Raw genomic sequence first — 22,510 nt, forward strand, 5'->3', positions numbered from 1 at the left:
GCCATTGGGGCCACCAGCGCAATGGCCTGATTCGCTAAAGATGGCCGTAAGCATCTGCCTCAACTCGCGGTTCCCGATGGTGCTTTGGTGGGGGCCGGAGTTTATAATGCTCTACAACGATGCTTGGCGGCCTATACTCGGTGCGGCGAAGCATCCGATGGGGCTCGGCAGGGCGGGCATCGAGACCTGGCCGGAGATTTGGGACATCATTGGTGAGCAGCTTGGCAGCGTATTGAAGCGGGGGGAAGCAACCTGGTCCGAGGACCTGCTGCTTGCGGTGGATCGCTACGGCTATCTCGAAGAGGCATACTTCACGTACTCATATAGTCCCATCAAGGCCGCCGATGGTCGCGTCGGCGGCGTGTTCACCGCGGTCAGCGAAACGACAGAGCGGGTTCTCAGCGAGCGTCGAATGCAGATTTTGCGCGAGCTGGCCGCAAGGACCGCAGAATCGAAAAGCGTCAGGGAGGCATGCCGTACCTTCGCCGAGGTCCTAGGGGAAAACAACCCGGAAATCCCTTTCGCCCTCTTATACTTGGTTGATGACGATGGCCAGGGCGTCTCACTCGCGGCTTCTGCCGGTCTCCAAAGGTCGAACTATCATCCGGCTCGCCATCTCGCGTTAGATGGGAATGACGGGTGGTCCATTGCGCGGGCGGTGCGCCGCGGTGAGCCGGTTCTGCTCGACGATCTACATTTGCGTGTTGCGGCGCTGCCTGCGGGTATTTGGCCTGAGCCGACGACGCAGGCGATTGTCTTGCCGGTGGCGAAATCGGGCCAGCATGCCGGCGTGACCGGTGTACTCATTGGCGGAATCAATCCCCGCCGGGCACTAGACATCCGCTATCGACGGTTTTTCGATCTGGTGGCCGCGCAGATGGCCACGGCGGTCGCCAACAGCCGCGCCTACGAAGAGGAGCGCCGCCGGTCGGAGGCTCTCGCCGAAATCGATCGCGCTAAGACCGCCTTCTTTTCCAACGCGAGCCACGAGTTCCGCACGCCGCTGAGCCTGATGCTCGGTCCGCTCGAAGATTTGCTGGTGCGCCATCCGACGGCGGACGCGATCGTCTCCGAGCGGCGCGACCTTGAGATCATGCACCGCAATGGCCTGCGGTTGCTCAAGCTGGTCAATACGCTGCTCGACTTCTCCCGCATAGAGGCGGGCCGTATCCAGGCGGTCTACGAGCCGGTCGACTTGGCTGTCTACACGGCGGAAGTCGCCAGTAATTTCCGCTCGGCGATGAGCCGGGCGGGTCTGCGTTTCACCATCGATTGCCCGCCTCTCTCCAGCCCCGTCTACGTCGATCGGGATATGTGGGAGAAGATCGTCCTCAACCTCGTGTCGAACGCCTTCAAGTACACGTTCCACGGAGAAGTCGCAGTGGCGCTTCGGGCCGCGGGGCCCTCGGTAGAGCTAGTCGTCCGTGACACCGGGGTGGGCATCCCCGAGCCCGAGCTTCCGCGGCTTTTCGAGCGCTTCTATCGCGTCGAGGGCCAGCAGGGCCGCACGATGGAGGGGACCGGAATCGGGCTAGCGCTCGTGCAGGAACTCGTCAGGCTGCACGGCGGCACGGTGTGGGCGCAAAGCGTTCTTGGGCGCGGCACAACCTTCACGGTGACGATCCCGACGGGCACCGCCCACCTCCCGAGAGAGCGGATCGGCGGCGAGCCGACGACGGCCCCGACGGGGGGCCAGGCGGAAGCCTTCGTCGAAGAGGCCTTGCGCTCGCTCCCCGGCGGTATAGCCGCACGCGAGGTTGTGATCGAAAAGGAACTGATCAGTCCGCGCCGGGCCGTTGCTGCGGTCGAACGTGCCACGGTGTTGGTTGCCGACGACAACGCCGATATGCTGGAGTATGTAGGGCGCCTGCTGGCCGGGCGCTATACGGTGGAGGCGGTTCCGGACGGCCAGGCGGCGCTCGACGCCGCCCGCGCGAGGCGTCCGGACCTCATCCTCACCGATGTGATGATGCCGCGGCTCGACGGGTTCGGCCTCCTTCAAGCGATCCGTAGAGATGATGCTCTTCGCGATGTGCCGGTAGTCCTGCTTTCGGCGCGTGCTGGCGAGGAAGCGAAGGTTGAGGGACTCGAAGCAGGCGCCGATGACTATCTTCTGAAGCCGTTCAGCGCCCGCGAGCTGATCGCCCGCGTCGATGCAAACCTGCAATTGGCGCGGCTCCGGCGCGAGACCAGCGAAAGCGAGCGGCGATACCGCCAAACGCAGGCTGAGCTTGCTCACGTTACTCGGGTGATCACCCTTGGAGAGTTAACGGCCTCGATCGCGCACGAGGTGCAACAGCCGCTCGCCGCCGTCGACAACGGTGCCCTGGCCTGTCGAAAATGGCTCGACCGCGCAACTCCCGACTTGGACGAAGCGCGCGGCTGCTTGGATTTGATCATCAAAGCTAACAATCGGGCGAGTGAGGTGATCCGGCGCATCCGGACGCTCGCGAAAAAGGCTGAGATTGAGAGAGTAGCGCTCGGCGTCAATGACGTCATCAGGGAGGTCGTCGCGCTGGTGCAGGGTGAATTAACCGGCCACCTGGTTTCGTTGCATTTGGAGTTGGCCCCCACCCTGCCCACGATCATGGCGGATCGGGTCCATTTGCAGCAGGTGATTATCAACCTGGTGATGAATGGTATTGAAGCCATGCAATCGATCACGGATCGACCGCGCCAACTGGTGATCCAATCCAGCCAGGAAGAGACACAACAAGTGCACGTAAGTGTGACGGATTGCGGCGTCGGGATCTCCACCGAGAATGCGGGGCGGCTGTTCGAGGCCTTCTTCACCACAAAGTCCAGCGGCATGGGTATGGGGCTCTCAATCTGCCGTTCGATCATCGAAGCCCACGGTGGCCGGCTGTGGGGCACTCCAAACGTACCCTTCGGTGCCACGTTTGAGTTCACGCTGCCGGTGAATGCTGACCACGCGGCATGAGGTTGCGCGGGTACGCGCCATCCAAAAAAACGGCCGGGGAAGTCGCGGCTTCCACTTGGCAACGATTTATGGCGCACACGCCGTGAGGCTGCCGCGCCGCACGCCACAGTCACCGCGGGGCGCCGTCAGGCGGCGTTTCTCCGCGGCAACTTCCAATGCGGACGGACGAAGTGGCATGTGTAGCCGTTCGGATAGCGTTCCAGGTAATCCTGGTGCTCGGGCTCCGCCTCCCAGAAATCGCCAGCGGGCGAGAGCTCGGTCACAACCTTTCCCGGCCACAGTCCAGAGGCCTCGACATCGGCAATGGTATCCTCGGCGACGCGGCGCTGTTCCTCGCTCGTATAGAAAATCGCCGACCTATAGCTTGTACCTCGGTCGTTTCCCTGCCGGTCGGGCGTCGTCGGGTTGTGGATCTGGAAGAAAAACTCCAGCAGGTCGCGGAAGTTCGTCTGGCTCGGGTCGAACATGATCTCAATCGCTTCCGCGTGCGCGCCGTGGTCGCGGTACGTGGCGTTCTTGACGTCGCCGCCCGAGTAGCCGACTCGTGTCGAGACGACGCCAGGCAAGCGCCGCACCAACTGCTGCATTCCCCAGAAGCATCCCCCTGCCAGCATCGCGCGTTCTGTAGTCGCCGCCATGGTCAAGCCTCCTGCTTTGCGGAGAACTTCACGTACTCGCCGTACCTCTCGCTCTCCAACGGGTTGCGGTGGACGAACCTCAAGCAGGCCGGGTTCATGCAGTACCTCGGCCCGTGGACGCGCGGCCCATCCGAAAAGACGTGACCAAGGTGGCTGTCGCCGTGCCTGGACGAACCTCGGTCCGTGCGCGTCATGCCGTGCGGACTGCCGACGTTCTCGACGACGTTCGCGGCCTCGAGGGGCCGCATTGTCTTTTTGACAGCGGCGTAATGAGAGACAGCGCGGATCATGTCAGCGCGCCCGGCATGAAACAACGAATGTGCGGTTCGTCGGTCATCTGAAAACCGGAGCTATACCACACCCATACCAACGTGCTACGGTCCAAGTTCGGGTCGGTCACGAGGGCATCGTCCGGAACATCGACCCACTCGGTATCGTCCTTCTTAATGTCCTGACCCTTGGAGGCGGCTCTATAGAGCTCGGCGGTCTTGGGCACCAGAACCCTGTAGTGGCTCTCCTTCTTGTTTTGAGTGGCCCATTCGACGTCGCGCAGATGTAGGGCGTCGGAGCCGTCACAGCAGGGACCAGACTTACTACGGAGCTTGGCAAACCACGGGTTCAGCTCCGGGTGCATCGCATCATGACCGTAGGAAGCCGGCAGCGTCATCGTCCACGGTAGCGCGATAATCAGCGTGCACATGACGATCAGGTAACAAGCCAAGATGAGAGGACCGTAGTTCTCCGTGGGGGGAACACTCGACACTACGGTCCCCTTCATCCGGCCTTGCCAAAACCGGCTCCTTTGGATTGGGGGCGTCGGGGTGGAGTCAGTCTTGGGGGCTTCAATCATCCAATCACTCGGTTACACGAGTCTCCGGATAGTGCAGAAGCGAACGGAGAAACCGGCGTTCCTGTAGAGTGAAGTCATGCGACAGCTTGCAATCAGCTTTCGCGTCGATCAAGAAACGAAGCCCGCCGAAACCACGTCGACGTAGAGACCAGCCTCCATGTTGTCCCAGTAGTCGTTGGCAAATGGCGCTCGGTCCTGTCAGTTTGCGGGAGCGGTACTGCTCAGGAGTCAACTTCGAGACCGCTTCGGGTTTTTCCCTGTAGGTCGGCATTCGCGATACTCCTTGTTCTGCATCGAAGATAGGCGCTGGGTCGTCAACCGTCCAATCACCTCCGGCTATCGAAACGATGCCATGAGGATCGCCAGTGGAGGTGCTTCAATCTGCCGGAGCCGATTCACTTGCCCAGGAGGCGGGTCTGACGTTGCTAGAACAGGACTTGATCGACGCCGTCGTCGCCGGCGTTGCGCGCGGGACGGTGTACTCCCTGAGGCCTGCGACTCAGCCTCGTCGACCTGATTCAAGAATGCGCTTGCACGCGGATACGTACGCGAGCCCCGCCTCGATCAGCGACAGTTTCCGCGTCGAGCGGACCAGCATGTTGAGGTGCGCGTCCAGATCAGCGACCTTCCGACTGATGGTCGGTAGGGGACGCCGAGCCGCCGGCCCGCCGCGGAGAGACTGCCGGCTTCGGCCGAGGCTACCAAGATCGACATCCCTTCGAGCCGGTCAGGTAGCGCATCCCAGACCTGGAAAACGAGGTGAGGGCGCTCCGCGCCGCCGGCTCCTCGCCGGTCAGCGCGGCGAATCGGGCGCGGCTGAGGACGAGGTCCGGGACACGTGACATTAGTGCCCCCGATCGGTGCTCAGCCGATGACCTGCTGTTATCGATTGCATGATCAAGAAACATGATCGCTGGGGCGCGACGCGCCCTAGGCTGGCTGAGACGGCCGGCGTCAGTGACGGCCCGCATCGTCACCAACCGAATAATCGTTTGCGGTCTACAGTAGAAAGATCAAATGCCCCGTATCGCCATTCCGAAACGCGAGGTTGCCCCGCGGAGTCCAAGCTGATCCTCGACAACGTCGACAAGATGCTGGGCTTCGTGCCCAACCTGCATCGCCTCATGTCGATCAGCCCGAACGCACTCTCCGGCTGGGCTACCCTAATGGGATCGCTTGCGAAGACGCTGGACGTCAAGACGAGAGACGAAATCGCGCTGGCGGTGTCGGAGGCGGATGCGACTACGCGAACGTCCCATATGTCGATCGGCAGGCGTACCGGTCCAGGACAAATGCGAGCCGTTTCTGGACGGCTCGAATACATGGTCTGCTTTACTTAGGAGAACTATCATGACAAAGCGTTCGCTTCTGATCGCGGCAGCAAGCTGCTTCATTGTCTTTGCACCGGCAGCATACGGGCGCTCGGCGTACGACGGCTCCTGGGACCTTGTCTTCGTGACGCAAAGAGGAACCTGCGATTCCAGTTACAGCTTTACTGTCGATGTGACCAACGGAATCGTCACGCATCCCAATCTCGTGAGATTTCGAGGCTACGTCGCAAAATCCGGCGCGGTTCGCGCTTCGGTGACGGTCCAAGATAAATATGCCGCGGGTGCGGGCAAACTGTTCGCAACGTCCGGTCAGGGGACCTGGAGCGGCCACTCAGGAACGGCGCGATGCTCGGGCTACTGGACGGCGCGACGCAATTGAAGGACGCAACGGCGTCACGCGTCCGGAGGCGACTGTGGCGCGAATGCTGGCAGCGCCAAGCCATCTTACCGAGAGAGGAGCGATTCCTCGGTGAAGTGGAGGAGGCCGTAATGAAATGACATTTCCCAGAATACTAGGCGACGTTGCAGTCCTGCTCGGTTTGCTCTCAACCGGACTCGGCGGGACAATGCGGTTGGAGAAGCCTCATAACCAGATCATGAGCGCGCCCATCTGTTCTGGTGAATCTGCGCCTCTCGATACTAACCGGCTAGCTCTGGTGATTGGCAATTCAACCTATCCCGATGCCGACTCTCCTCTTCCCCAAATGACACGAGATGCGGAAGGTTTGACAAATGCTCTTCGCAAAGACGGCTTTCTGGTTGACGCCCTTGACAATGCGACTCGTCTCGACATGACCTGCGCAATTGATCATCTAAGGGCAAGCGTACATTTGAACTCAATTGTGTTAGTCTACTTCGGAGGTTACGGCGTCCAATCTGACGGACAAAATTACTTAATCCCAGTAGATGCGAAGATCTGGAGTGAAGAGGATGTTCGTCGCCAAGGCGTAAGCATTGACCGTCTCCTTTCGCAACTCGAGACTTCCGGAGCGCGCGTCAGGCTCGTAGTCATTGAGGCCTCACGCCGCAATCCTTATGAGCGACGCTTCAGGACTTACTCACACGGACTTGCGCCCATTCAAACCGGTGAGAACGCGCTCATCCTGAGCTCAGCAGCGCCTGGCCAGGTCGTCGAAGACCCGGATGAACTACATAGTCAGCTGATGACCGCTCTTCTTACGCAGATGGATTCATCGAAGGCGATCGAGGAGGTCTTCAACAACACCCGAAACGCAGTGATGGCTGCTACTCAGGGCCAGCAGATTCCAGCTGTGTCATCTACGTTAACCGAGAGCGTTAATCTTTGGCCGGCGCGGAGCGACGCTCCCGTGTTCTCGGTCCGCTCAGCAGCTAGCGGTCGGCACGAGTGATCAAACAGATTTCTGCCCTCCAAAGATCAAAGGTCGAGGCTGACTTCCCATGGCGGTCGCCGCTCAATCGTCTCCGCCACCTCCAACGCCACTGGCGCCGTCCGATATGATGACGCCGCATCACTGAAGATTATTTTTCGCGTTTTATGAGTATCCCTCCGGCGTCGGCCGCCTTGTGTAGTTTGAGAGGCTGCCCGAGGATTTGACCTTAAGTCTAGCTTTAAGGTCACGTGGCGAATGCAGGTCAATGTGTTGGGCGCCGAGCGTCGGCGGCGATGGAGTTACGACGAGAAGGTTCGCCTTGTCGAAGAAACCTTGCAGGCTGGCGAGACGGTCTGCGGCGTCGCGCGCCGGCACGGGGTGGCTCACAGCCTGCTGTTCACCTGGCGTCGACAAGCGCGCCAGGGCCGACTGGGCGGAGATTCTGTGCCAGCTCTCGTTCCCGTCGAGATCACGCCCGTGGCGGCCCCGATCTCGAGCGACGCGCCACAACCGGCGTCTTCGCCGCCTGCGCAGCGTGCAAGGGCTGGAATCATCGAGATCGAGCTTGGCGGCGGCTGTCGCGTTCGCGTTGACCGTGACGTGGACGTTGAGGCGCTGCAGCGAGTTCTTGAGCTGCTGCGGCGACGATGATCCCGATTCCGAGCGGCGTCAGGGTTTGGATCGCCACTGGCCACACCGACATGCGTCGCGGCATGCGAAGCCTGGCTCTTACAGTTCAGGAGATTCTGAAGCGCGATCCGCACGCTGGCGATCTCTACATCTTCCGGGGCCGCCGCGGCGATCTGGTCAAGATCCTCTGGCATGACGGATTAGGCATGTCGCTCTACGCCAAGCGTCTGGATCGCGGTAAGTTCATCTGGCCGTCGGCGTCGGCCGGCGCGGTGTCGATCTCTGCGGCGCAGATGGCTTACATGCTCGAGGGCATCGATTGGAGGAATCCGCAACTAAGCTGGCGGCCGCAGAGCGCGGGCTGAACGAAGAAACTACGGATGTAGGCATTTTGGGGAGTCCCAACGCGTCCAACTTGTGATTCACTGCGTCGCATGGATGATGATCGCGACGCTGTTCCGAATGACGTTGCCGCCCTGAGAGAGGCGCTGGCGGTCGAGCGCGCGAAGGGTTTGGAGATCGCCGCCGAGCTCGCGGTCGCCCGCGCGAAAGCGTCGGAAGACGAAGCGCTGATCGCCCAGCAGCAGCTGCAGATCGCCAAGCTGAAGCATCAGATCTATGGGCAACGGTCGGAGCGTTCGGCGCGGCTGATCGAGCAGTTGGCGCTGACGTTCGAAGAGCTGGAAGCCGACGCCACTGAGGACGAGCTTGCGGCGGAACGAGCCTTGGCGAAGACGACGACGGGACGTGGATTTACGCGCAAGCGCGCTGAGCGCCAGACCTTCCCTGAGCACCTTCCCCGGGAGCGGGTGGTGATCGAAGGACCTACGGCTTGTGAATGCTGCGGCAGCAATCGCCTTCGCAAGCTCGGCGAGGACGTGACGCGCACGCTGGAAGTAGTGCCGCGGCAGTGGAAGGTGATCGAGACGGTCCGGGAGAAGTTCTCCTGCCGCGATTGCGAGAAGATCAGCCAGCCGCCGGCGCCATTCCATGCCATCGCCCGGGGATGGGCCGGCCCGAGCCTGTTGGCCATGATCATGTTCGAGAAGTTCGGCCAGCATCAGCCCTTGAACCGCCAAGCCGAGCGCTATGCCCTGGAAGGGGTGCCGATCGCGCTATCGACCATGGCCGATGCTGTGGGGGCGGTCTGTGCGTCGCTGGATCCCCTGCTGCGCCTGGTGGAAGCCCATATCATGGCAGCCGAGCGCCTTCATGCTGACGATACGACGGTGCCGGTCCTGGCCAAGGGCAAGACCGACACGGGACGATGCTGGATCTACGTTCGGGACGACCGGCCGTTTGGGGGCGCGGGCCCACCAGCAGCGATGTTCTACTACTCACGCGACCGCAAGGGTGAGCATCCGCAAGGGCATCTGGCCCGGTATGCCGGCATCCTGCAGGCCGACGCCTATGACGGGTACAACCAGCTCTATCTGGCCGGGCGCCAGCCCGGACCGATCCGGGAAGCTGCCTGCTGGTCGCATGGAAGGCGCCCATTCTTTGCCATGGCTGACATCGAAGAGAATGCGCGGCGCAAGGGTGCCGGAAAGAAGGAAATCCCGCTCTCTCCGATTGCGATCGAGGTTGTGCGGCGGATCGATGCGCTGTTCGAGATCGAACGCTCCATCAATGGCAGGAGCCCCGAAGGGCGTCTGGAGGTGCGACAGACGCTGAGCCGGCCTCTGGTCGAGGATCTTCAGGTCTACATGCGCGAACAGTTCGCCAAACTGTCTCGTGGGCACGATCTGGCCAAGGCGTTCAACTACATCCTGAAGCGATGGACGAGCTTCACGCTGTTCCTGGAAGATGGACGCGTGTGTCTCTCCAACAATGCCGCCGAACGGGGCTTGCGAGGTATCGCTCTTGGACGGAAGTCCTGGCTGTTCTGCGGATCTGATCGCGGAGGGCGGCGCGCCGCAGCCATGTACAGCCTCATCGTCACGGCGAAAATGAACGGCATCGACCCGCAGGCCTGGCTCACCGATATCCTCGCTCGCATTGCCGCCCATCCGGCTCATCGGCTGGACGAACTTCTGCCCTGGAATTGGACGCCGGCATCAGCACTCTCCGCTCGAGCGGCATGACCACGCACGTCAACAACGTCCATCACGTCACCACCATCACCCAGGTCGCGAAAGACCTCGGCGAAGACGAAGATTGGCTGTGGGACATCGCCAACGAAATGGAGATCGAGGACGGCGTCATCTGGGTCTATGGCGTCGGAGAAGACGGCATCCAGGCGTTCACCGACTTCGGAATCGAAAACCTCATCGAGCTCATCAGGTTCTACAAAGAGAACCCTGGACTGCTCAAGCGGTAACCCTGCGGCCTACGCCGAATGGATACTTTTATGATCATCTGTTCCTGCAATTTCCTCAGCGACCGCGATGTTCGCCAAGCCGTGAAGACGGCTGACGACGCGTTGCGCAACGCCAAGCAGGTCTATGGACGCCTTGGCTGCAGCGCCGAATGCGGCCGCTGCGCGCACACCATCAGGACGATCATCGACGAGGCGTACAGGGAATGTGCACTAGCCTGTCAGGCCAGCCGCCTGCATCGACCGGACCATGGATAGCGCGCAGAATGAGCCCAAATTCGTGCCCACGGCGCCTAACTTCCGTGGATTTGCTGGATAGATACCTCTCGGTTTCGTGCCCAGAGAATGCCTGCCTGCTTGTTCTTCCTCGGAATCGTTCTAAACTTGAAGGCCAAGACCCGGCCTCAAGTCTTGGAGTTCATCATGCAGGGCGACCCCAAAGTCATCGAGTATCTTAACAAGGGACTGCGTCACGAGCTCACTGCGATCAATCAGTACTGGCTGCACTACCGGTTCCTCAACAATTGGGGCCTGCTGGAGATGGCCAAGGTCTGGCGCAAGGAGTCCATCGAAGAGATGGAGCACGCCGACAAGCTCACCGACCGCATCATCTTCTTCGACGGTTTCCCGAACATGCAGGTGCTCGATCCCCTGCGCATCGGCCAGAACGTCAAGGAGATCATCGAGTGCGATCTCGCCGCCGAGATGAGCGCGCGTGCCCTCTATCAGGAGGCGGCGACCTATTGCCACGGCGTCAAGGACTATGTCACGCGCGACCTGTTCGAGAAGCTGATGAGCGATGAAGAACATCACATCGATTTCCTCGAAATCCAGCTCGACCTGATCGGTCGTATTGGCCTCGAGCTCTACACCCAGAAGCATGTCGGTGGGCTCGAGACCGAAGAGCACTGAACTTTCGTGCCGTCCACGGCAACCGGAGAAGTATGGCCCAGTGAGGGGTAATCAAAAACGCTGACCGAAAACGCGCGCCTTCGATTTTGCGCGACGAAGGTCGCTTTCACCCGACCGGTAGCCGAAGGTCTTTCAGTATTCCTCCGTACTAGCGTAGAGCTGAGCAGGTCCATGGGCCCACAAACGACCCTATGCGTAAGATTGGATGAGATATCGCAGGTCTGCTCGGTGTGGGGAAAGGCGGTAGCGCTCCAGTGACTCGTACCCCCGATATTTCGAATATGTCGATCTGCCAACCACGACGAACTTTGCAGTTGGATCTCTCATTGTAAGCCATTGATCTCTAATGATCGGATTTTGGCTCAGTTGGAAAAAATCTTTTGTAAAATCAATGATCGTATCGTGTCTCGGCCACAGCGGCACGAATACCTCTTCCCGGCGCAAACACCGGATCCAGCTTTCGCTCCGGCTTGGATCGGTAGACGACCTGTGCGCGTTCGACGAATTCCGGAAAGGTGGTGCCGTCTGATGATTTGGCATGCTCAAGAGCGTCCACGAACGAGCGCGGCGCGTCCACTGCAGCCTTGTTGAATCGGACGCTGAAAAAGCTCTGAAAGCGTTGCGGCAGATCAATGGCGACCCGTGCAAGGGAAAGGTGCGGTTCGCCATCTTCGCGATAATTATTCCAGCCGCCCGCCTGAAGAAGGCGATCATTCCTGTAAAAATAAAATCCCTGCCGGCGAGCGACCGAGCCGCCGCCGAGCTTGTAACAAGCTTCCTTTGTCCTCGCTGGCCATATGTGCGCGTGGCACGCCAGGTCTCCGACCTGCGGAATGGCGACGTGAAACTCCTTCGGATATTTTCTCGATCCAGGATGGGAGTAATTGAAGGGATCCAGAGGTGTGACCTTGAAGTCTGGGCTGACCTGGCCTGTCTGAACGTTGAGTGTATTGACGAGTATCTCCAGTCTGGGCTTGTCACCGGTCAAAAATCGGTGCAATTGCAGTCCAAGGTGCACCGTCAGTGTGTTGCGGATGCGCTGAATGTAAGCGTCCACGCGACCGCTTGCTTTTCTGAAGTCGCGGACCTGATCCCATCGCACGATCGTGCCGTGCGACAAATCGAAGCCGTTCAGTGCGACGTCCAGCGCCTCGTCGGCAAACTGGCCGGATACGACGTCGCATTGCCAGCCGCGTCGAGCCTCTTTTGCCTGCCATCGCCGACCGACCGCTATGCTACGGTTGGCTCGCGAAATCACAGTGAGATTGTCTGCCTGGCTGAGGGAAGCAGCTTTCAATCCCATCCCGTACATGCCGAGGTCGCCGGTCTGGTAAGTCCTTTGCCCTCCGAATTTCATGGCGCGATCAATCTCGGCATCATTCATGCCGCGGCCATTGTCCACCACATCCAGACTGTGCAGTTCGTTATCTGTACGGACAAAGCGGACGAGAACGCGCTTCGCGCCGGCATCTATTGAGTTATCGATGAGGTCTGCGAGCGCGGCTTCCAGGCTGTAGCCAATATTCTGGAATGCATCGACGACCCTTGCGTCTGGCTCGATAACCTTTTGCCCCGTGATGGGCACATCCTCAATCCATACCCTTGAATCCACTCAATCCCCCCTTGAAATCCCGTTTCCAATCAACATTGTCGGTAATTCAGACATCCGATAGCGCTGGCATCGTCTGATTCTTGAAAAAGTTGTGCCGCTGTCAGTATCGATCAATTGTTCTCAGGACATGTAATGCTGTTCGAAATAACGGTGAGCAAGCTTCCCGGTAAACTGATCGAGGTTGTCCTGAATAGTCAGGATACGACACTGTTGCTTGCCGCCGTTAGCCGGGCCACGCAAGCCGCGTCCCACCATCTGCATGTACAGGGACGGACTGAAGACCGGCCGTGCAATGACAATCAAGTCAGTTGCGGGCGCATCGAACCCCGTCGTCAGCGCCGAGTGATTGCAGAGCACCCTGACGTCTCCGCGTCGAAACCTGTCGATGAACCAGCGTCGGGAGCTTCTGTCGGTTTCTCCCGACACTGCTGCTGCCGGAATTCCGAGCAAGGTCAGTCGCGCAGCAAGACGGTTTGCATGCGCAACCGAAGTTGCAAAGATCAGGATCGATTGCTCAGACGCCGCTGCGACGGCCGACAGAATTCGATCATTTCGCTCGGGATCATTTCCGAGCCTTTCCATTGCGGACTCGGGCAGTCGGTGAAATGTCTCGAGGCTGCGGATTTCGTCCGGCGTCAGCTCGAACCGGTCGCTCATGTCCAGTCGAGTGTATTTGAATCGCGCAAGTACACCTTGCTCCTGAAGATGTTCGAACAATGTTGACTGCGTCTTTGGGATCAAGCGTTCATCGAAGCGCCGCGCGAGCTGTTTGGTTTCTTCCTCATTGAGACCGCGGAATGGTGTTGCGCTCAGTCCCACGATCGGAGGCTCCTGCACTCCGTCTGTTCGATCTGTGTTCAGCCAGCGAAGAGCACCGGTATATGATGGAGTGAGAGCGTGGTGACATTCATCGATCACGAGAAGTCCCGGGTCGCCCGCCCAGGCCAGGCTGCTGCCGACTGTGCGAGAGCTCAACGTCTGGATCGAGGCTACGATGACCGTCGGCTCGCCTGGCCGGGATGGGCTCGGATTTGCTTGCCCGCCCCAGAATCGTATCAGTCTTAGCGTCTCACCCTGGGATCCTCGGTTAGGCCAGAGCTGGCGGAAGCACTGGACGGCCTGTTCGCAAAGCTCTTCGGACTGCGCGATCCAGAGGACAAGGCGATTTGGGCTGGTGGGAGCCAGAACGCGCGTTACGGCAACCTCGGCAACGACTCTGGTCTTGCCGGCTCCGGTTGGCAGGCTGACAACACACCGGCGCCGCTTCGCAGCTGTGTCAGCAAATATGCCATCGAGGCTGGCTGCGACGTCTTCCTGAAAATCATGCAACGGCTTGAGAGGAAACGGTCCCGGGACCGAGAGCTCCGGTTCGCTGCGACGATTCGGGGGTGTAGCAAATTCGGGCGGAAAACCCAGGGCAGCAACAAATTCTGTGGCCGCCTCAGAACCCCAGCGCGATGGTGGATCAAGTCCTTCCGCGTTCATTGCATCCCGAATTGCCTGGCGCGTAAGGAGGGCTGGGCCGAAGAGGGTGACCGCCATGCGAGCGAGCTCTGTGGGCGAACCTTTCAGTTCGGCAATAACATCTGGCTCGAACAATCCCAGTATGGGGCTGGTCCCACCAGTCGCGGCGAGCAAGCGAGCTGGAAGGTCGGGCTTTGCTGCAACGAGACGTCGACGTGCTGCCGGTCCCGAGAGACGCATGCGGTCCATGGCGCTGTTGTCGCGGATCCAGCCAAGTGCGGTCGCGCCGTCTGCCAACTTTAATCAGCACTGTCACAGGGATGGATCGGTCGATGATTCCTCGTTCACTCTCGGACTGGAGGCGACCGTAAAAAAAATTCCGTATAAGTTCAACGTCGGCTCTACGTCTAACAGAGCAAAGATGGAGGAGTTTTGCAAAACGGGGCTAGCTCAAAACTTTTTCGAGGCAACGAGCAACCAATTTTACAACACGGTCGTCGTGCCCGCATTGACGAACTTCAACGAGTGTCTAAGACTTGAGAATGAAGGGCTTAGAATCACGCACCAGGAGCAGGCGCCTAGATCTGTTTTGATTTTCGGAGAAATAACGAAGAGCACGTTGAACGCAACATTGGATGTCGTGGAATACGACAAGGATCGAGTGAGTTGTGCCACTCCAAACTTCTCTGATCAGTCGGAAGCCATCGGCCCGGGTGATCCGACAAGAGAGATCAAGCGAAATTTCACCATAACTTGTGTCCGCACCCCAATCGAGGAGGACGGCAAGAAGACCTACCCGCCGACCAAAATTGGCATCTCAACCTCCGTTGGGCCGTACACGGTCAGTCTCATTGAGGATCAACTCAATGGTTTCTTTCTGGCAAGCGAGGCTAAGGCCAAATTTGACGATGCAATACGCCAGCTCGGTCAAGCAAGGATCAACGCTGACCTGTTGCTAGAGCGCATCAAGAAGGCCAACGTGACAATGCAGCGCTTCTACAATGGCGATCCAGGTGGCGACTCCGCCGTAACGGGCCCACGGCGGAATTGTGAAGACCCCAACGCGTACGCGAAAGCCGTTTGCGGCAACAAGAGGGTCTTCCTTAGTCGTATCGCCGCTTCAGGGGGAGGACGATGTGGGTACGATCATTGGAACCTTGCTTGTCTCGATCTGGATCAATCGCCTCCAAGCGCAAGGGCCGCAAGCATTCCTCCGGGACCATCTGAAGCAGTAGCAGCTGCAGTGGCGGCGCAGGCAATCGCAGCCGAGACAGCTGCGTCACGACCGGCTCAATAGAAGATCGCATTTGTGCTCCCTGAGCAGGCATGCGTCGTTCGGGCGCGTCCTCGTCCCTTGTGGGTCAGAATGCGACTTGGCGGCGAAGGCCACTTGCGGTGCAAGCCGGACCATCAATGTCCAGCTTGACTGGCTATTGACGGTATCGTGCGGAAATCGGCGAGGGGCCAAGAGGAGGCCGTTCGGACTTGGCATCTGTCTACTGCGTCGATTGACTCCGATACTTGCCGAAGTTGCCATCCCGCCGAGTCGAGCAAATTTTCCTGTGGACTCAAGACCGAAAAATTAGGGCGGGCATACCGTCGGGATTTGACCGTCAGCTTTGAGAATTTGTGCTTGCAAATCAACGCGGAAATATCTTCGTAAATGATTGAGTGGGAGTAGGGGGAACGGCTGCTACCGCGTGGTTTGGCGTAGGTTTGGGTCGGGCAGTTCTCCACTTCCTTCATCGCCGGGCACTGTCCAAAACTGTGACTTCCACTTACCTGATCGCGGTAGGTCTTTCATCCTGCTTTCGCCAAGTGGGTATTGCGGCGCGTTGCAGCGTACAGAAAGGTCGGAGCTTGGTGGTCCCAAGCATCAGTTGAAGGAAGGCAGCTCTTGGCGCAAACCGGACGCTCGGCCGGTCCCGCATGTCTCAGAAGGGCGAAGCCGAAATGATCGGTTCGCAGACCGCCGGGTGTTGATGCCCTAGTGAATGGCCGCCACCGCGGTTATGGCCAAGAGAACGATTGTTACGAGCGCACCTGAAACATAAAGAATGGTTCTGATGCTGCCGCCTTTGGCGGCGTTGCCGCCGCGCAAATAGACAGCAACGTGGATCAGACGAATTGCGATATAGATCCATACGAGCGTTGCAAGCGTGGCGGGTCCTACCCCCACCATCATAGCCAGTACAGCCGGCACGACAAAAGGCGTCAGCGCCTCCACCGCATTCATGTGGACGCGATCAATCCGGTAGAGCAAGTTGTCGTCATTCGCCGGCAGGACAGGTCCAGAGAGTGCGCCGGCCCTGCCTTTGGACGATCCTGAATAGACCGCCAGCAAAATTGACAGGAGGCAAAGGACAAGCACTCCGACAATGCTAAGCGAGTAGGCTGCCATACGGACCTCCGCAATGACGATCACTTCGCATGGGACACGCGAGCATCATGCCTCGCGGGCAATACGCTCGGCGTACCGTTTCAGATAGAGCGGCCAACCCTGATCACCCTCAACGCCGTCGCGCACGCCTTCCCAACCTTCGCCATGACGTTCGAGATGGCGGTGCTCCAGTTCCAATCGCGTCCGGCTCGGCGTCTCGGCGATGAACCGCACCTCCCACTCACTGGTCTTGTCGGGATCGGTTTCGATTTGCCAGCGCGGGCTGATGTCCCAGCTTAGAACCACGCGATCTGGCGGCTCAAAAGCCAACACACGCGCCCAGCGACACTCGCTGCCATCGACACCCCTATCATAAACGTGACCCCCAACCCGAGGTTCGAACACGGTCTCTGCGATGGGGACGGAGAGGAGATTGTGCTCGCGAGGTTTGAAGCTGCCGAAGTCTTCAGTGAAGACCTTGAACGCGCGCTCGATTGGCGCTTCGACCACGACAGATTGTTTGATGGGCGCGGCCGATACACGTTTACTCATCGCTGGTCCTCCACTGATTTTTCGACGGCCACTTTGTAAGCTGCCAGTGTGCTGCTCCAGAACTGGTCCAGCCAGGCGCGCATCTGGCCGAGCCCTGTTGGATCGATGTGATAAATGTTGCTGGCCCCCTTTGGTTCGGCACGAACCAATCGAGATTCACGCAGCACCTTCAGATGCTGGGAGACGGCTGACTGGGAGACCGTGAGCTCTCGCGTAAGCTCAACGACAGTGCGAGGCCGAGCGCCCACCAGTTCGAAAATACGTCTGCGAGTGGAATCGCCCAGAGCGGCCAATTGCACGCTGTCTTTAGCCATGGCTGGTCGATGTCCAATCATCAGTTTATACTAATGATTAGCGTAGACTGATGATTGCGTCAAATGGAGATTTAGCCAAGCTTTCGCATACCGATCACAGGCAGGTCATGATCCGGAACTTCGCCACGCCCGCGCCGCAGCGGCGACGACGGCGAGCGTGGCTTTGGTGCCGTCCGCCTCGCCTTTCTCGAAGTCGCCTTCGGTCTGCGCCATCGAGTTCGTGACGTGCGCGAAGCAGACGATCGAGTTGCCGCTCGTCGTACCGAAAGCGTAGAGGGCCGCGGCCTCCATCTCCACGGCGAGCGTCCCCAGATTGCGCGCTCGCGCGATCGCCGCTTCAGTCTCGCGATACGGAGCATCTGTCGTCCAGGTCGAGCCGCGATGCAGTTTCTCCGGCAGCGATTGGCTCGCCCGCTCGACGCGATCCAAAAGCGATACGTCAGGTGCTGCAGCGAAAGTCGAGCCAGGCAGGTAGTGATAACTCGTCCCCTCGTCGCGCAGCGCGCGGTCGATCAGGACGAAATAGGGAGTCGGTCCGATGGGATTGATCTGGCCCGCCGAGGTGACGCTGATGAGCAACCGGCAGCCCGAAGCGAAGAGCTGTTCGGCGACCAGGACGGCGAAGGGGGCGCCGACCGCGCAGCCGACAATTCCGACCTCGCCGATGCCGTCGAGATCGAAGGCCAGAAGCTCGGTGTGATAGCAGGCCCAACCTTCGTGGATGCGGCCGGTGTCGGTCCGCTTGAGGTGACGGACGACGTCACCGTCCGGATCGAGCAGGCAGATTTCGGGCACTGCGACAAGCGGCAACTGCCTCTGCCGGCGCGCCTCCCTTAACAGGGATTCAGGCCGGAACACCGAGGGCGCCTTGTGATCCTTGATGCCGACGATTGGCCACGCGGGTTCCGTGCGATGAGGCTGATCATCCATGATGCACCTGACGAGTTTGTCTCAAGCCGCGGATTCGATCGGCAGGCCTGCGGCCTTCCACTCCGGGTAACCGTCCTCAAGACGGCGAATGCGATAACCGCGCGCCCTTAGCGCCGCCACGGCCTCGAACGAAAGCACGCAATAGGGCCCGCGACAGTAGGCGATCACTTCACGGCCTTTCGGCAACTCGCTCAAACGTCTTTCCAGTTCGGGCAGTGGAATGTTGAGCGCCCCCGGTAGATGGCCAAGGGCGAACTCATCGTCGGGCCGCACGTCGAGCAACGTAACCAGGTCGTCCCGCAATCGCGCGACCAGATCGTCACGCGAGACGGGCTCAAGCGCATCACGGGCCTGGAAGTAATCGGTCACAACACGACCGATCTCGGCGACATTCCGTTCACCGACGCGCCCCAGCGCTTTGATCAGCGTGACCACTTCGGCATCGCCGGCGAGACGATAGAGGATGTGTTTGCCGCGACGCTCGGTCTCGACGAGACGCGCGCGCCTCAAGATCTGCAGGTGCCGCGACGTGTTGGCGAACGTCACATGTGCCCGAGCCGACAGTTCCTCGACGGTGCGTATCCCCTGCGCAAGGTGCTCCAGGAGCTCAAGACGGTGAGCATGGCCGAGCGCCTGCGCCACTTGGGCAAGATTTTCATAGATGGCCTGTTTTGGTCCCGAGCTTGACACGACGCTCCTTCAATATATCATTCAGCAGATCGATTGAATGTATCTATCGTTTCTTGCGAGGGAGTGCAAGTCCATGATTCTTCGCCAGTTCTTGCATAGCGATCCAGTCGGTATCTCCTACCTTTTCGGCTGCGGCGGCAAGGCCGCCGGCGCGGTCGTCGATCCGGTTGGCGATATTCAGCCCTACCTGCAGGCCGCCGACAATGCCGGCATGCGGATACATTTCGTCATCGATACCCATGTCCATGCCGATCACCTGTCGGCGGGCCGCGCGCTCGCGGCCGCAGCGGGAGCCGAGTACGTGCTCTCGACGGAGGCTGGCGTATCGTTCCCGTACAAGGCAGTGAGAGACAGGGAGGTTCTTCCGCTCGGCAATGTGTCGGCGACGGTGATGCACACGCCTGGTCACACGCCCGAGCACATCTGCGTCCTTGTGACGGACCGAACACGCGCCGACGAGCCGTGGTTCGTATTAACCGGACACACCCTCATGGTCGGCGATCTCGGCCGCACCGAACTTGCGGCGAGCGCGGAGGAAGGCGCGAGGCAATTGTTCAAGAGCGTGCGAAGACTGAAGGAGCTCCCCGACTACGTCGAGGTGCTGCCGGGCGCCTATGCGGGCTCGGTCTGCGGTCGCCGCCTGAGCGGCAAGCCATCATCCGCAATCGGCTTCGAGAAGCGGCACAATCAGGCGTTTAAGATCGAGGACGAAGCCGAGTTTGTCCGGTTCATGGTCGCCGAGATTCCGCCGGCACCACCGGAAGCCGCGAAGATCAGGGCGGCAAACTCAGGCACGGCCACGGCGGCGGCCTGATCTCATGGCCGAGGCTGTAAGCGGTCCACAGACTGCTCCGTCTGTCCGACTGGGGCTGAAAGAGAACTGGCCGCAGTTCGCCTTGCTTGTCCTGATCAACGCCTTCGTCGGCGGAATGGTCGGAATCGAGCGGACGGTCGTGCCGCTGATCGGCTCCGAGGAGTTCAAGATCAGTTCGACGACGCTCGTCGTTTCCTTTATTGTCAGTTTCGGCGTAGTGAAGGCCTGCGCCAACCTGGTCTCCGGCCAGCTTGCCGATGCTTGGGGACGCAAACCTGTTTTGATCCTCGGCTGGCTCGTCGGGCTGCCGGTGCCGTTCATGATCATGTGGGCGCCGAGCTGGGGATGGGTCATCGCAGCAAACGCCCTTCTCGGCATCAACCAAGGTCTTGCCTGGTCGATGACCGTGATCATGAAAATTGATCTCGTCGGGCCGAAGTCGCGAGGGCTTGCCGTCGGCCTGAACGAGTTCGCCGGCTATCTTGCGGTCGGCGTGACCGCCTTCCTCACCGGATATCTTGCGTCGGAGTACGGGCTGAGGCCGGCGCCGATCTACCTTGGCGTAGCCTACGCCGTCCTTGGCGCCGCTCTGTCGATTCTGCTGGTGCACGATACCCGGGAACACGTCCGGCTGGAGACTGCGGCGCATGCGCGTCAAGCGTCTCCGCTCAGCTTCCGGGAGATATTCGTCCTCACGTCGTTCGGAGATCGCAATCTGTTCGCCGCTTCGCAGGCCGGGCTTGTCAACAATCTCAATGATGGGATGAGCTGGGGAATCTTTCCCCTGTTCTTCGCGTCGTTCGGCCTCCACGTCGATCGCATCGGCATACTGAAGGCCGTCTATCCGGCGACCTGGGGCATCCTGCAGATCGCCACCGGCCCTCTTTCCGATCGGTGGGGCCGCAAGGGACTGATCGTGGCCGGCATGTGGGTGCAGGCCGCGGGCTTGTTCCTGACCGCCGCAACAAACCGTTTCGAATGGTGGCTTGTCGGCAGCCTGCTTCTCGGGCTCGGCACCGCCATGGTGTATCCGAGCCTGATCGCCGCCGTATCCGATGCCTCGCATCCAAGCTGGCGGGCGCGCTCACTCAGCGTCTACCGCTTCTGGCGCGATCTCGGCTACGCGATCGGGGCGCTGTCGGCCGGCATCATCGCCGACCTGTTCGGCATGGCCTGGGCGATCGGAACGATCGGCGCTCTGACCTTCCTGTCGGGGGCGATCGTATTCGTCGCCATGGAGGCCAGACCCGGAGCACGACAATGAGCGAGACTTTTTCAGGACGCTGCCTCTGCGGGGCGGTGCGTTTCGAGGCGCGAGGCCGGCCGAAAGGAGTCTTCTGGTGTCACTGCGATAGCTGCCGCCGCCATTCCGGTGCCCCTGTCAGCGTGTTTGTCGGGTTCGAGAACGACGCTGTCACGGTGATCGAGGGCACCATTACCACGTTCAAATCATCGCCGAGAACCACACGCGGCTTCTGCTCCCGCTGCGGCTCGACGCTGACCTGCGCTACCGTGCATTTTCCGACGGAGACGCACTACCACGTCGGCGCCTTCGACCGGGCGTCGGAGCTGCAACCCGGCAAGCACTTTTTCGCCAATGAGCAACTGCCATGGCTGCGGCTCAACCACACGCAGGAAGAAGACAAGTGACGGCGACGATGCGGCAGATCTATCTCGATTACAACGCGAGCACACAGGTTGATCCAGCCGTGGCGGAGGCGATGCGGCCATTCTTGGACGACGCGTTCGGCAACCCCTCCAGCGGCCATTGGGCCAGCGCGCCGGCGAAGGCCGGGCTGGATCGTGCGCGCAGCCAGGTCGCCGCGCTCCTCGGTGCCTCACCTGACGAGATCGTATTCACCAGCGGCGGCAGCGAAGCAAACAATCTGGCAATCAAGGGAGCGTTCCTTGCGCTGAACCGCCAAGGGGCGCACATCATCACCTCTGCAATCGAACATCCCGCTGTTCTTGCTCCCTGCCGGTTTCTCGAGCGGCTCGGCGGTTCGGTCACATACCTTCCGGTGGATCGAACAGGGCTGATCGATCCTGAGGATGTGTGCCGCGCCATTACGCCACAGACGCTGCTGATCAGCATCATGCACGCCAACAACGAAGTCGGTACCGTCCAGCCGCTCGCGGAAATCGGCGCGATCGCGCGGCAGCATGGAATCCGCTTTCATACCGACGCAGCGCAATCGGTCGGGAAAATCCCAACCAAGGTGAATGAACTCGGCGTCGATATGCTGACGATCGCCGGTCACAAGCTCTACGCCCCGAAAGGCGTCGGTGCGCTTTATGTCAGGCGAGGCATTGAACTTGAGCCGTTGATCCACGGTGCTGGTCACGAATCGGGCCGGCGCGCCGGAACCGAGAGTGCCCTGCTCGCAGTTGGGCTGGGGACGGCCTGTGCGATGGCGGCAGACCTTGTACCGATGAACCGCATTGAGGCCTTGCGCGATCGCTTATGGCAGGCGCTGCAGGACAGGTTCGGCGAAGGCGTTACGCTCAACGGCCATCCCACGCGTCGCTTGCCCAACACCCTCAACGTATCGTTCGTTGGCAGAATAGGCGCGGACATCTTGGGGCAGTTGCGTGATGTCGCAGCATCGACGGGTTCGGCGTGCCATTCGGGGAAGATCGAACTCTCACCGGTTCTCGCGGCCATGCGCGTGCCCGAGAAGATCGGAATGGGAGCAATCCGCTTCAGCCTGGGAAGGCAAACGACAGTCGACGAGATCGACCAGGTGGTCGCACGCCTGGCCGCGAGCGCGGCGGTCTGATCG

At 60.2% G+C, this 22,510-nt stretch carries 25 protein-coding genes; 15 read left to right on the forward strand and 10 right to left on the reverse strand.

The features are described 5' to 3' along the window. Positions 1-106 precede the first annotated feature (106 nt). On the forward strand, positions 107-2,941 hold the full coding sequence (locus tag JQ632_RS06790) for an ATP-binding protein (protein ID WP_212401517.1): 2,835 nt from the start codon (positions 107-109) through the stop codon (positions 2,939-2,941). A 125-nt stretch (positions 2,942-3,066) separates the two neighbouring features. On the opposite strand, the gene msrA is transcribed toward JQ632_RS06790, so the two are convergent. Genes msrA through JQ632_RS06805 form a run of 3 tightly spaced genes read right to left on the reverse strand, consistent with a single transcriptional unit; the run spans position 3,067 to position 4,357 of the window. Beyond that, the gene (gene msrA / locus JQ632_RS06795; protein WP_212401518.1) at positions 3,067-3,579 is read right to left on the reverse strand and encodes a peptide-methionine (S)-S-oxide reductase MsrA; all 513 of its coding nucleotides are present in this window, start codon (positions 3,577-3,579) and stop codon (positions 3,067-3,069) included. A gap of 2 nt (positions 3,580-3,581) precedes the next feature. Then, on the reverse strand, positions 3,582-3,869 hold the full coding sequence (locus tag JQ632_RS06800; protein ID WP_212401519.1) for a peptide-methionine (R)-S-oxide reductase: 288 nt from the start codon (positions 3,867-3,869) through the stop codon (positions 3,582-3,584). Next, entirely contained in the window at positions 3,866-4,357 is a 492-nt protein-coding gene (locus tag JQ632_RS06805; RefSeq protein ID WP_249151509.1) for a hypothetical protein, read from the reverse strand. Before JQ632_RS06805 ends, JQ632_RS06800 begins: the two co-directional genes overlap by 4 nt. Positions 4,358-5,322: 965 nt before the next feature. Between JQ632_RS06805 and JQ632_RS39330 the strand changes: the two genes are divergently transcribed. The 9 genes from JQ632_RS39330 to bfr all read left to right on the forward strand — a co-directional run bounded on the left by JQ632_RS39330 (position 5,323) and on the right by bfr (position 10,971). Beyond that, positions 5,323-5,769 carry a hypothetical protein gene (locus JQ632_RS39330; RefSeq protein WP_249151511.1) on the forward strand — a complete coding sequence of 149 codons (447 nt, stop codon included), beginning with the start codon at positions 5,323-5,325 and terminating at the stop codon, positions 5,767-5,769. Between the two features lie 10 nt (positions 5,770-5,779). Then, entirely contained in the window at positions 5,780-6,139 is a 360-nt protein-coding gene (locus JQ632_RS06815) for a hypothetical protein (protein ID WP_212401520.1), read from the forward strand. 217 nt (positions 6,140-6,356) lie between these two features. Next, positions 6,357-7,130: a caspase family protein gene (locus JQ632_RS06820; RefSeq protein WP_212401521.1), complete on the forward strand. Its 774-nt coding sequence runs from the start codon at positions 6,357-6,359 to the stop codon at positions 7,128-7,130. 237 nt (positions 7,131-7,367) lie between these two features. Next, the gene (gene tnpA, locus JQ632_RS40405) at positions 7,368-7,763 is read left to right on the forward strand and encodes an IS66-like element accessory protein TnpA (RefSeq protein ID WP_157348915.1); all 396 of its coding nucleotides are present in this window, start codon (positions 7,368-7,370) and stop codon (positions 7,761-7,763) included. Further along, a complete protein-coding gene (gene tnpB / locus JQ632_RS06830; protein ID WP_157348914.1) occupies positions 7,760-8,107 on the forward strand; it encodes an IS66 family insertion sequence element accessory protein TnpB in 348 nt (115 codons plus the stop codon). The genes tnpA and tnpB overlap by 4 nt, the downstream gene beginning before the upstream one ends. Before the next feature lie 69 nt (positions 8,108-8,176). Beyond that, complete coding sequence (tnpC, locus tag JQ632_RS06835; protein ID WP_212401522.1) at positions 8,177-9,826, forward strand: IS66 family transposase; 1,650 nt, start codon at positions 8,177-8,179, stop codon at positions 9,824-9,826. Then, positions 9,823-10,062: a hypothetical protein gene (locus tag JQ632_RS06840; protein ID WP_212401523.1), complete on the forward strand. Its 240-nt coding sequence runs from the start codon at positions 9,823-9,825 to the stop codon at positions 10,060-10,062. Before tnpC ends, JQ632_RS06840 begins: the two co-directional genes overlap by 4 nt. Before the next feature lie 30 nt (positions 10,063-10,092). Further along, positions 10,093-10,317: a bacterioferritin-associated ferredoxin gene (locus tag JQ632_RS06845; protein ID WP_212401524.1), complete on the forward strand. Its 225-nt coding sequence runs from the start codon at positions 10,093-10,095 to the stop codon at positions 10,315-10,317. Between the two features lie 165 nt (positions 10,318-10,482). Further along, positions 10,483-10,971 (forward strand): bacterioferritin, encoded by a 489-nt coding sequence (gene bfr, locus JQ632_RS06850; protein ID WP_212401525.1) that lies wholly within the window; start codon positions 10,483-10,485, stop codon positions 10,969-10,971. A 388-nt stretch (positions 10,972-11,359) separates the two neighbouring features. Here bfr and JQ632_RS06855 read toward each other — a convergent pair whose 3' ends face one another. Beyond that, positions 11,360-12,556: an ATP-binding protein gene (locus tag JQ632_RS06855; RefSeq protein WP_212401526.1), complete on the reverse strand. Its 1,197-nt coding sequence runs from the start codon at positions 12,554-12,556 to the stop codon at positions 11,360-11,362. Between the two features lie 147 nt (positions 12,557-12,703). Then, positions 12,704-14,125 (reverse strand): DEAD/DEAH box helicase, encoded by a 1,422-nt coding sequence (locus JQ632_RS06860; protein WP_212401527.1) that lies wholly within the window; start codon positions 14,123-14,125, stop codon positions 12,704-12,706. Positions 14,126-14,285: 160 nt separating this feature from the next. Between JQ632_RS06860 and JQ632_RS06865 the strand changes: the two genes are divergently transcribed. Further along, on the forward strand, positions 14,286-15,344 hold the full coding sequence (locus JQ632_RS06865; RefSeq protein ID WP_212401528.1) for a hypothetical protein: 1,059 nt from the start codon (positions 14,286-14,288) through the stop codon (positions 15,342-15,344). A gap of 690 nt (positions 15,345-16,034) precedes the next feature. Here the strand turns inward: JQ632_RS06865 and JQ632_RS06870 are convergent. From JQ632_RS06870 to JQ632_RS06890, 5 genes are all read right to left on the reverse strand, one after another. Then, entirely contained in the window at positions 16,035-16,448 is a 414-nt protein-coding gene (locus tag JQ632_RS06870) for an MAPEG family protein (protein WP_212401529.1), read from the reverse strand. 45 nt (positions 16,449-16,493) lie between these two features. After that, entirely contained in the window at positions 16,494-16,979 is a 486-nt protein-coding gene (locus tag JQ632_RS06875) for an SRPBCC family protein (RefSeq protein WP_212401530.1), read from the reverse strand. Continuing rightward, positions 16,976-17,293 carry a helix-turn-helix transcriptional regulator gene (locus JQ632_RS06880; protein ID WP_212401531.1) on the reverse strand — a complete coding sequence of 106 codons (318 nt, stop codon included), beginning with the start codon at positions 17,291-17,293 and terminating at the stop codon, positions 16,976-16,978. Before JQ632_RS06880 ends, JQ632_RS06875 begins: the two co-directional genes overlap by 4 nt. Positions 17,294-17,398: 105 nt before the next feature. Next, positions 17,399-18,223, reverse strand: a complete 825-nt coding sequence (locus JQ632_RS06885) for a nucleoside phosphorylase (RefSeq protein WP_212401532.1) — start codon at positions 18,221-18,223, stop codon at positions 17,399-17,401. Between the two features lie 21 nt (positions 18,224-18,244). Beyond that, positions 18,245-18,913, reverse strand: coding sequence for a metalloregulator ArsR/SmtB family transcription factor (locus tag JQ632_RS06890; protein WP_212401533.1), 669 nt, complete (start codon positions 18,911-18,913; stop codon positions 18,245-18,247). A gap of 73 nt (positions 18,914-18,986) precedes the next feature. Between JQ632_RS06890 and JQ632_RS06895 the strand changes: the two genes are divergently transcribed. From JQ632_RS06895 to JQ632_RS06910, 4 genes are read left to right on the forward strand one after another with little or no spacing between them, the layout of a single operon-like run. Then, on the forward strand, positions 18,987-19,727 hold the full coding sequence (locus tag JQ632_RS06895) for an MBL fold metallo-hydrolase (RefSeq protein ID WP_212401534.1): 741 nt from the start codon (positions 18,987-18,989) through the stop codon (positions 19,725-19,727). A gap of 4 nt (positions 19,728-19,731) precedes the next feature. Beyond that, positions 19,732-20,991: an MFS transporter gene (locus JQ632_RS06900; protein ID WP_212401535.1), complete on the forward strand. Its 1,260-nt coding sequence runs from the start codon at positions 19,732-19,734 to the stop codon at positions 20,989-20,991. Beyond that, positions 20,988-21,377 (forward strand): GFA family protein, encoded by a 390-nt coding sequence (locus tag JQ632_RS06905; RefSeq protein WP_212401536.1) that lies wholly within the window; start codon positions 20,988-20,990, stop codon positions 21,375-21,377. The genes JQ632_RS06900 and JQ632_RS06905 overlap by 4 nt, the downstream gene beginning before the upstream one ends. After that, the gene (locus JQ632_RS06910) at positions 21,374-22,507 is read left to right on the forward strand and encodes a cysteine desulfurase family protein (protein WP_312015577.1); all 1,134 of its coding nucleotides are present in this window, start codon (positions 21,374-21,376) and stop codon (positions 22,505-22,507) included. Before JQ632_RS06905 ends, JQ632_RS06910 begins: the two co-directional genes overlap by 4 nt. The last annotated feature ends 3 nt before the right edge of the window (positions 22,508-22,510 follow it).

The sequence above is a fragment of the Bradyrhizobium liaoningense genome, assembly GCF_018130955.1.
Lineage (GTDB): Bacteria > Pseudomonadota > Alphaproteobacteria > Rhizobiales > Xanthobacteraceae > Bradyrhizobium > Bradyrhizobium liaoningense_C.

Bases quoted from the DNA above. Each gene is read 5' to 3' on its own strand.
- JQ632_RS06790 (WP_212401517.1), top strand. From the start codon at position 107: ATGCTCTACAACGATGCTTGGCGGCCTATACTCGGTGCGGCGAAGCAT.
- msrA (WP_212401518.1), bottom strand. From the start codon at position 3,579: ATGGCGGCGACTACAGAACGCGCGATGCTGGCAGGGGGATGCTTCTGG.
- JQ632_RS06800 (WP_212401519.1), bottom strand. From the start codon at position 3,869: ATGATCCGCGCTGTCTCTCATTACGCCGCTGTCAAAAAGACAATGCGG.
- JQ632_RS06805 (WP_249151509.1), bottom strand. From the start codon at position 4,357: ATGAAGGGGACCGTAGTGTCGAGTGTTCCCCCCACGGAGAACTACGGT.
- JQ632_RS39330 (WP_249151511.1), top strand. From the start codon at position 5,323: ATGATCAAGAAACATGATCGCTGGGGCGCGACGCGCCCTAGGCTGGCT.
- JQ632_RS06815 (WP_212401520.1), top strand. From the start codon at position 5,780: ATGACAAAGCGTTCGCTTCTGATCGCGGCAGCAAGCTGCTTCATTGTC.
- JQ632_RS06820 (WP_212401521.1), top strand. From the start codon at position 6,357: ATGAGCGCGCCCATCTGTTCTGGTGAATCTGCGCCTCTCGATACTAAC.
- tnpA (WP_157348915.1), top strand. From the start codon at position 7,368: ATGCAGGTCAATGTGTTGGGCGCCGAGCGTCGGCGGCGATGGAGTTAC.
- tnpB (WP_157348914.1), top strand. From the start codon at position 7,760: ATGATCCCGATTCCGAGCGGCGTCAGGGTTTGGATCGCCACTGGCCAC.
- tnpC (WP_212401522.1), top strand. From the start codon at position 8,177: ATGGATGATGATCGCGACGCTGTTCCGAATGACGTTGCCGCCCTGAGA.
- JQ632_RS06840 (WP_212401523.1), top strand. From the start codon at position 9,823: ATGACCACGCACGTCAACAACGTCCATCACGTCACCACCATCACCCAG.
- JQ632_RS06845 (WP_212401524.1), top strand. From the start codon at position 10,093: ATGATCATCTGTTCCTGCAATTTCCTCAGCGACCGCGATGTTCGCCAA.
- bfr (WP_212401525.1), top strand. From the start codon at position 10,483: ATGCAGGGCGACCCCAAAGTCATCGAGTATCTTAACAAGGGACTGCGT.
- JQ632_RS06860 (WP_212401527.1), bottom strand. From the start codon at position 14,125: ATGGCGGTCACCCTCTTCGGCCCAGCCCTCCTTACGCGCCAGGCAATT.
- JQ632_RS06865 (WP_212401528.1), top strand. From the start codon at position 14,286: ATGCGGTCCATGGCGCTGTTGTCGCGGATCCAGCCAAGTGCGGTCGCG.
- JQ632_RS06870 (WP_212401529.1), bottom strand. From the start codon at position 16,448: ATGGCAGCCTACTCGCTTAGCATTGTCGGAGTGCTTGTCCTTTGCCTC.
- JQ632_RS06875 (WP_212401530.1), bottom strand. From the start codon at position 16,979: ATGAGTAAACGTGTATCGGCCGCGCCCATCAAACAATCTGTCGTGGTC.
- JQ632_RS06880 (WP_212401531.1), bottom strand. From the start codon at position 17,293: ATGGCTAAAGACAGCGTGCAATTGGCCGCTCTGGGCGATTCCACTCGC.
- JQ632_RS06885 (WP_212401532.1), bottom strand. From the start codon at position 18,223: ATGGATGATCAGCCTCATCGCACGGAACCCGCGTGGCCAATCGTCGGC.
- JQ632_RS06895 (WP_212401534.1), top strand. From the start codon at position 18,987: ATGATTCTTCGCCAGTTCTTGCATAGCGATCCAGTCGGTATCTCCTAC.
- JQ632_RS06900 (WP_212401535.1), top strand. From the start codon at position 19,732: ATGGCCGAGGCTGTAAGCGGTCCACAGACTGCTCCGTCTGTCCGACTG.
- JQ632_RS06905 (WP_212401536.1), top strand. From the start codon at position 20,988: ATGAGCGAGACTTTTTCAGGACGCTGCCTCTGCGGGGCGGTGCGTTTC.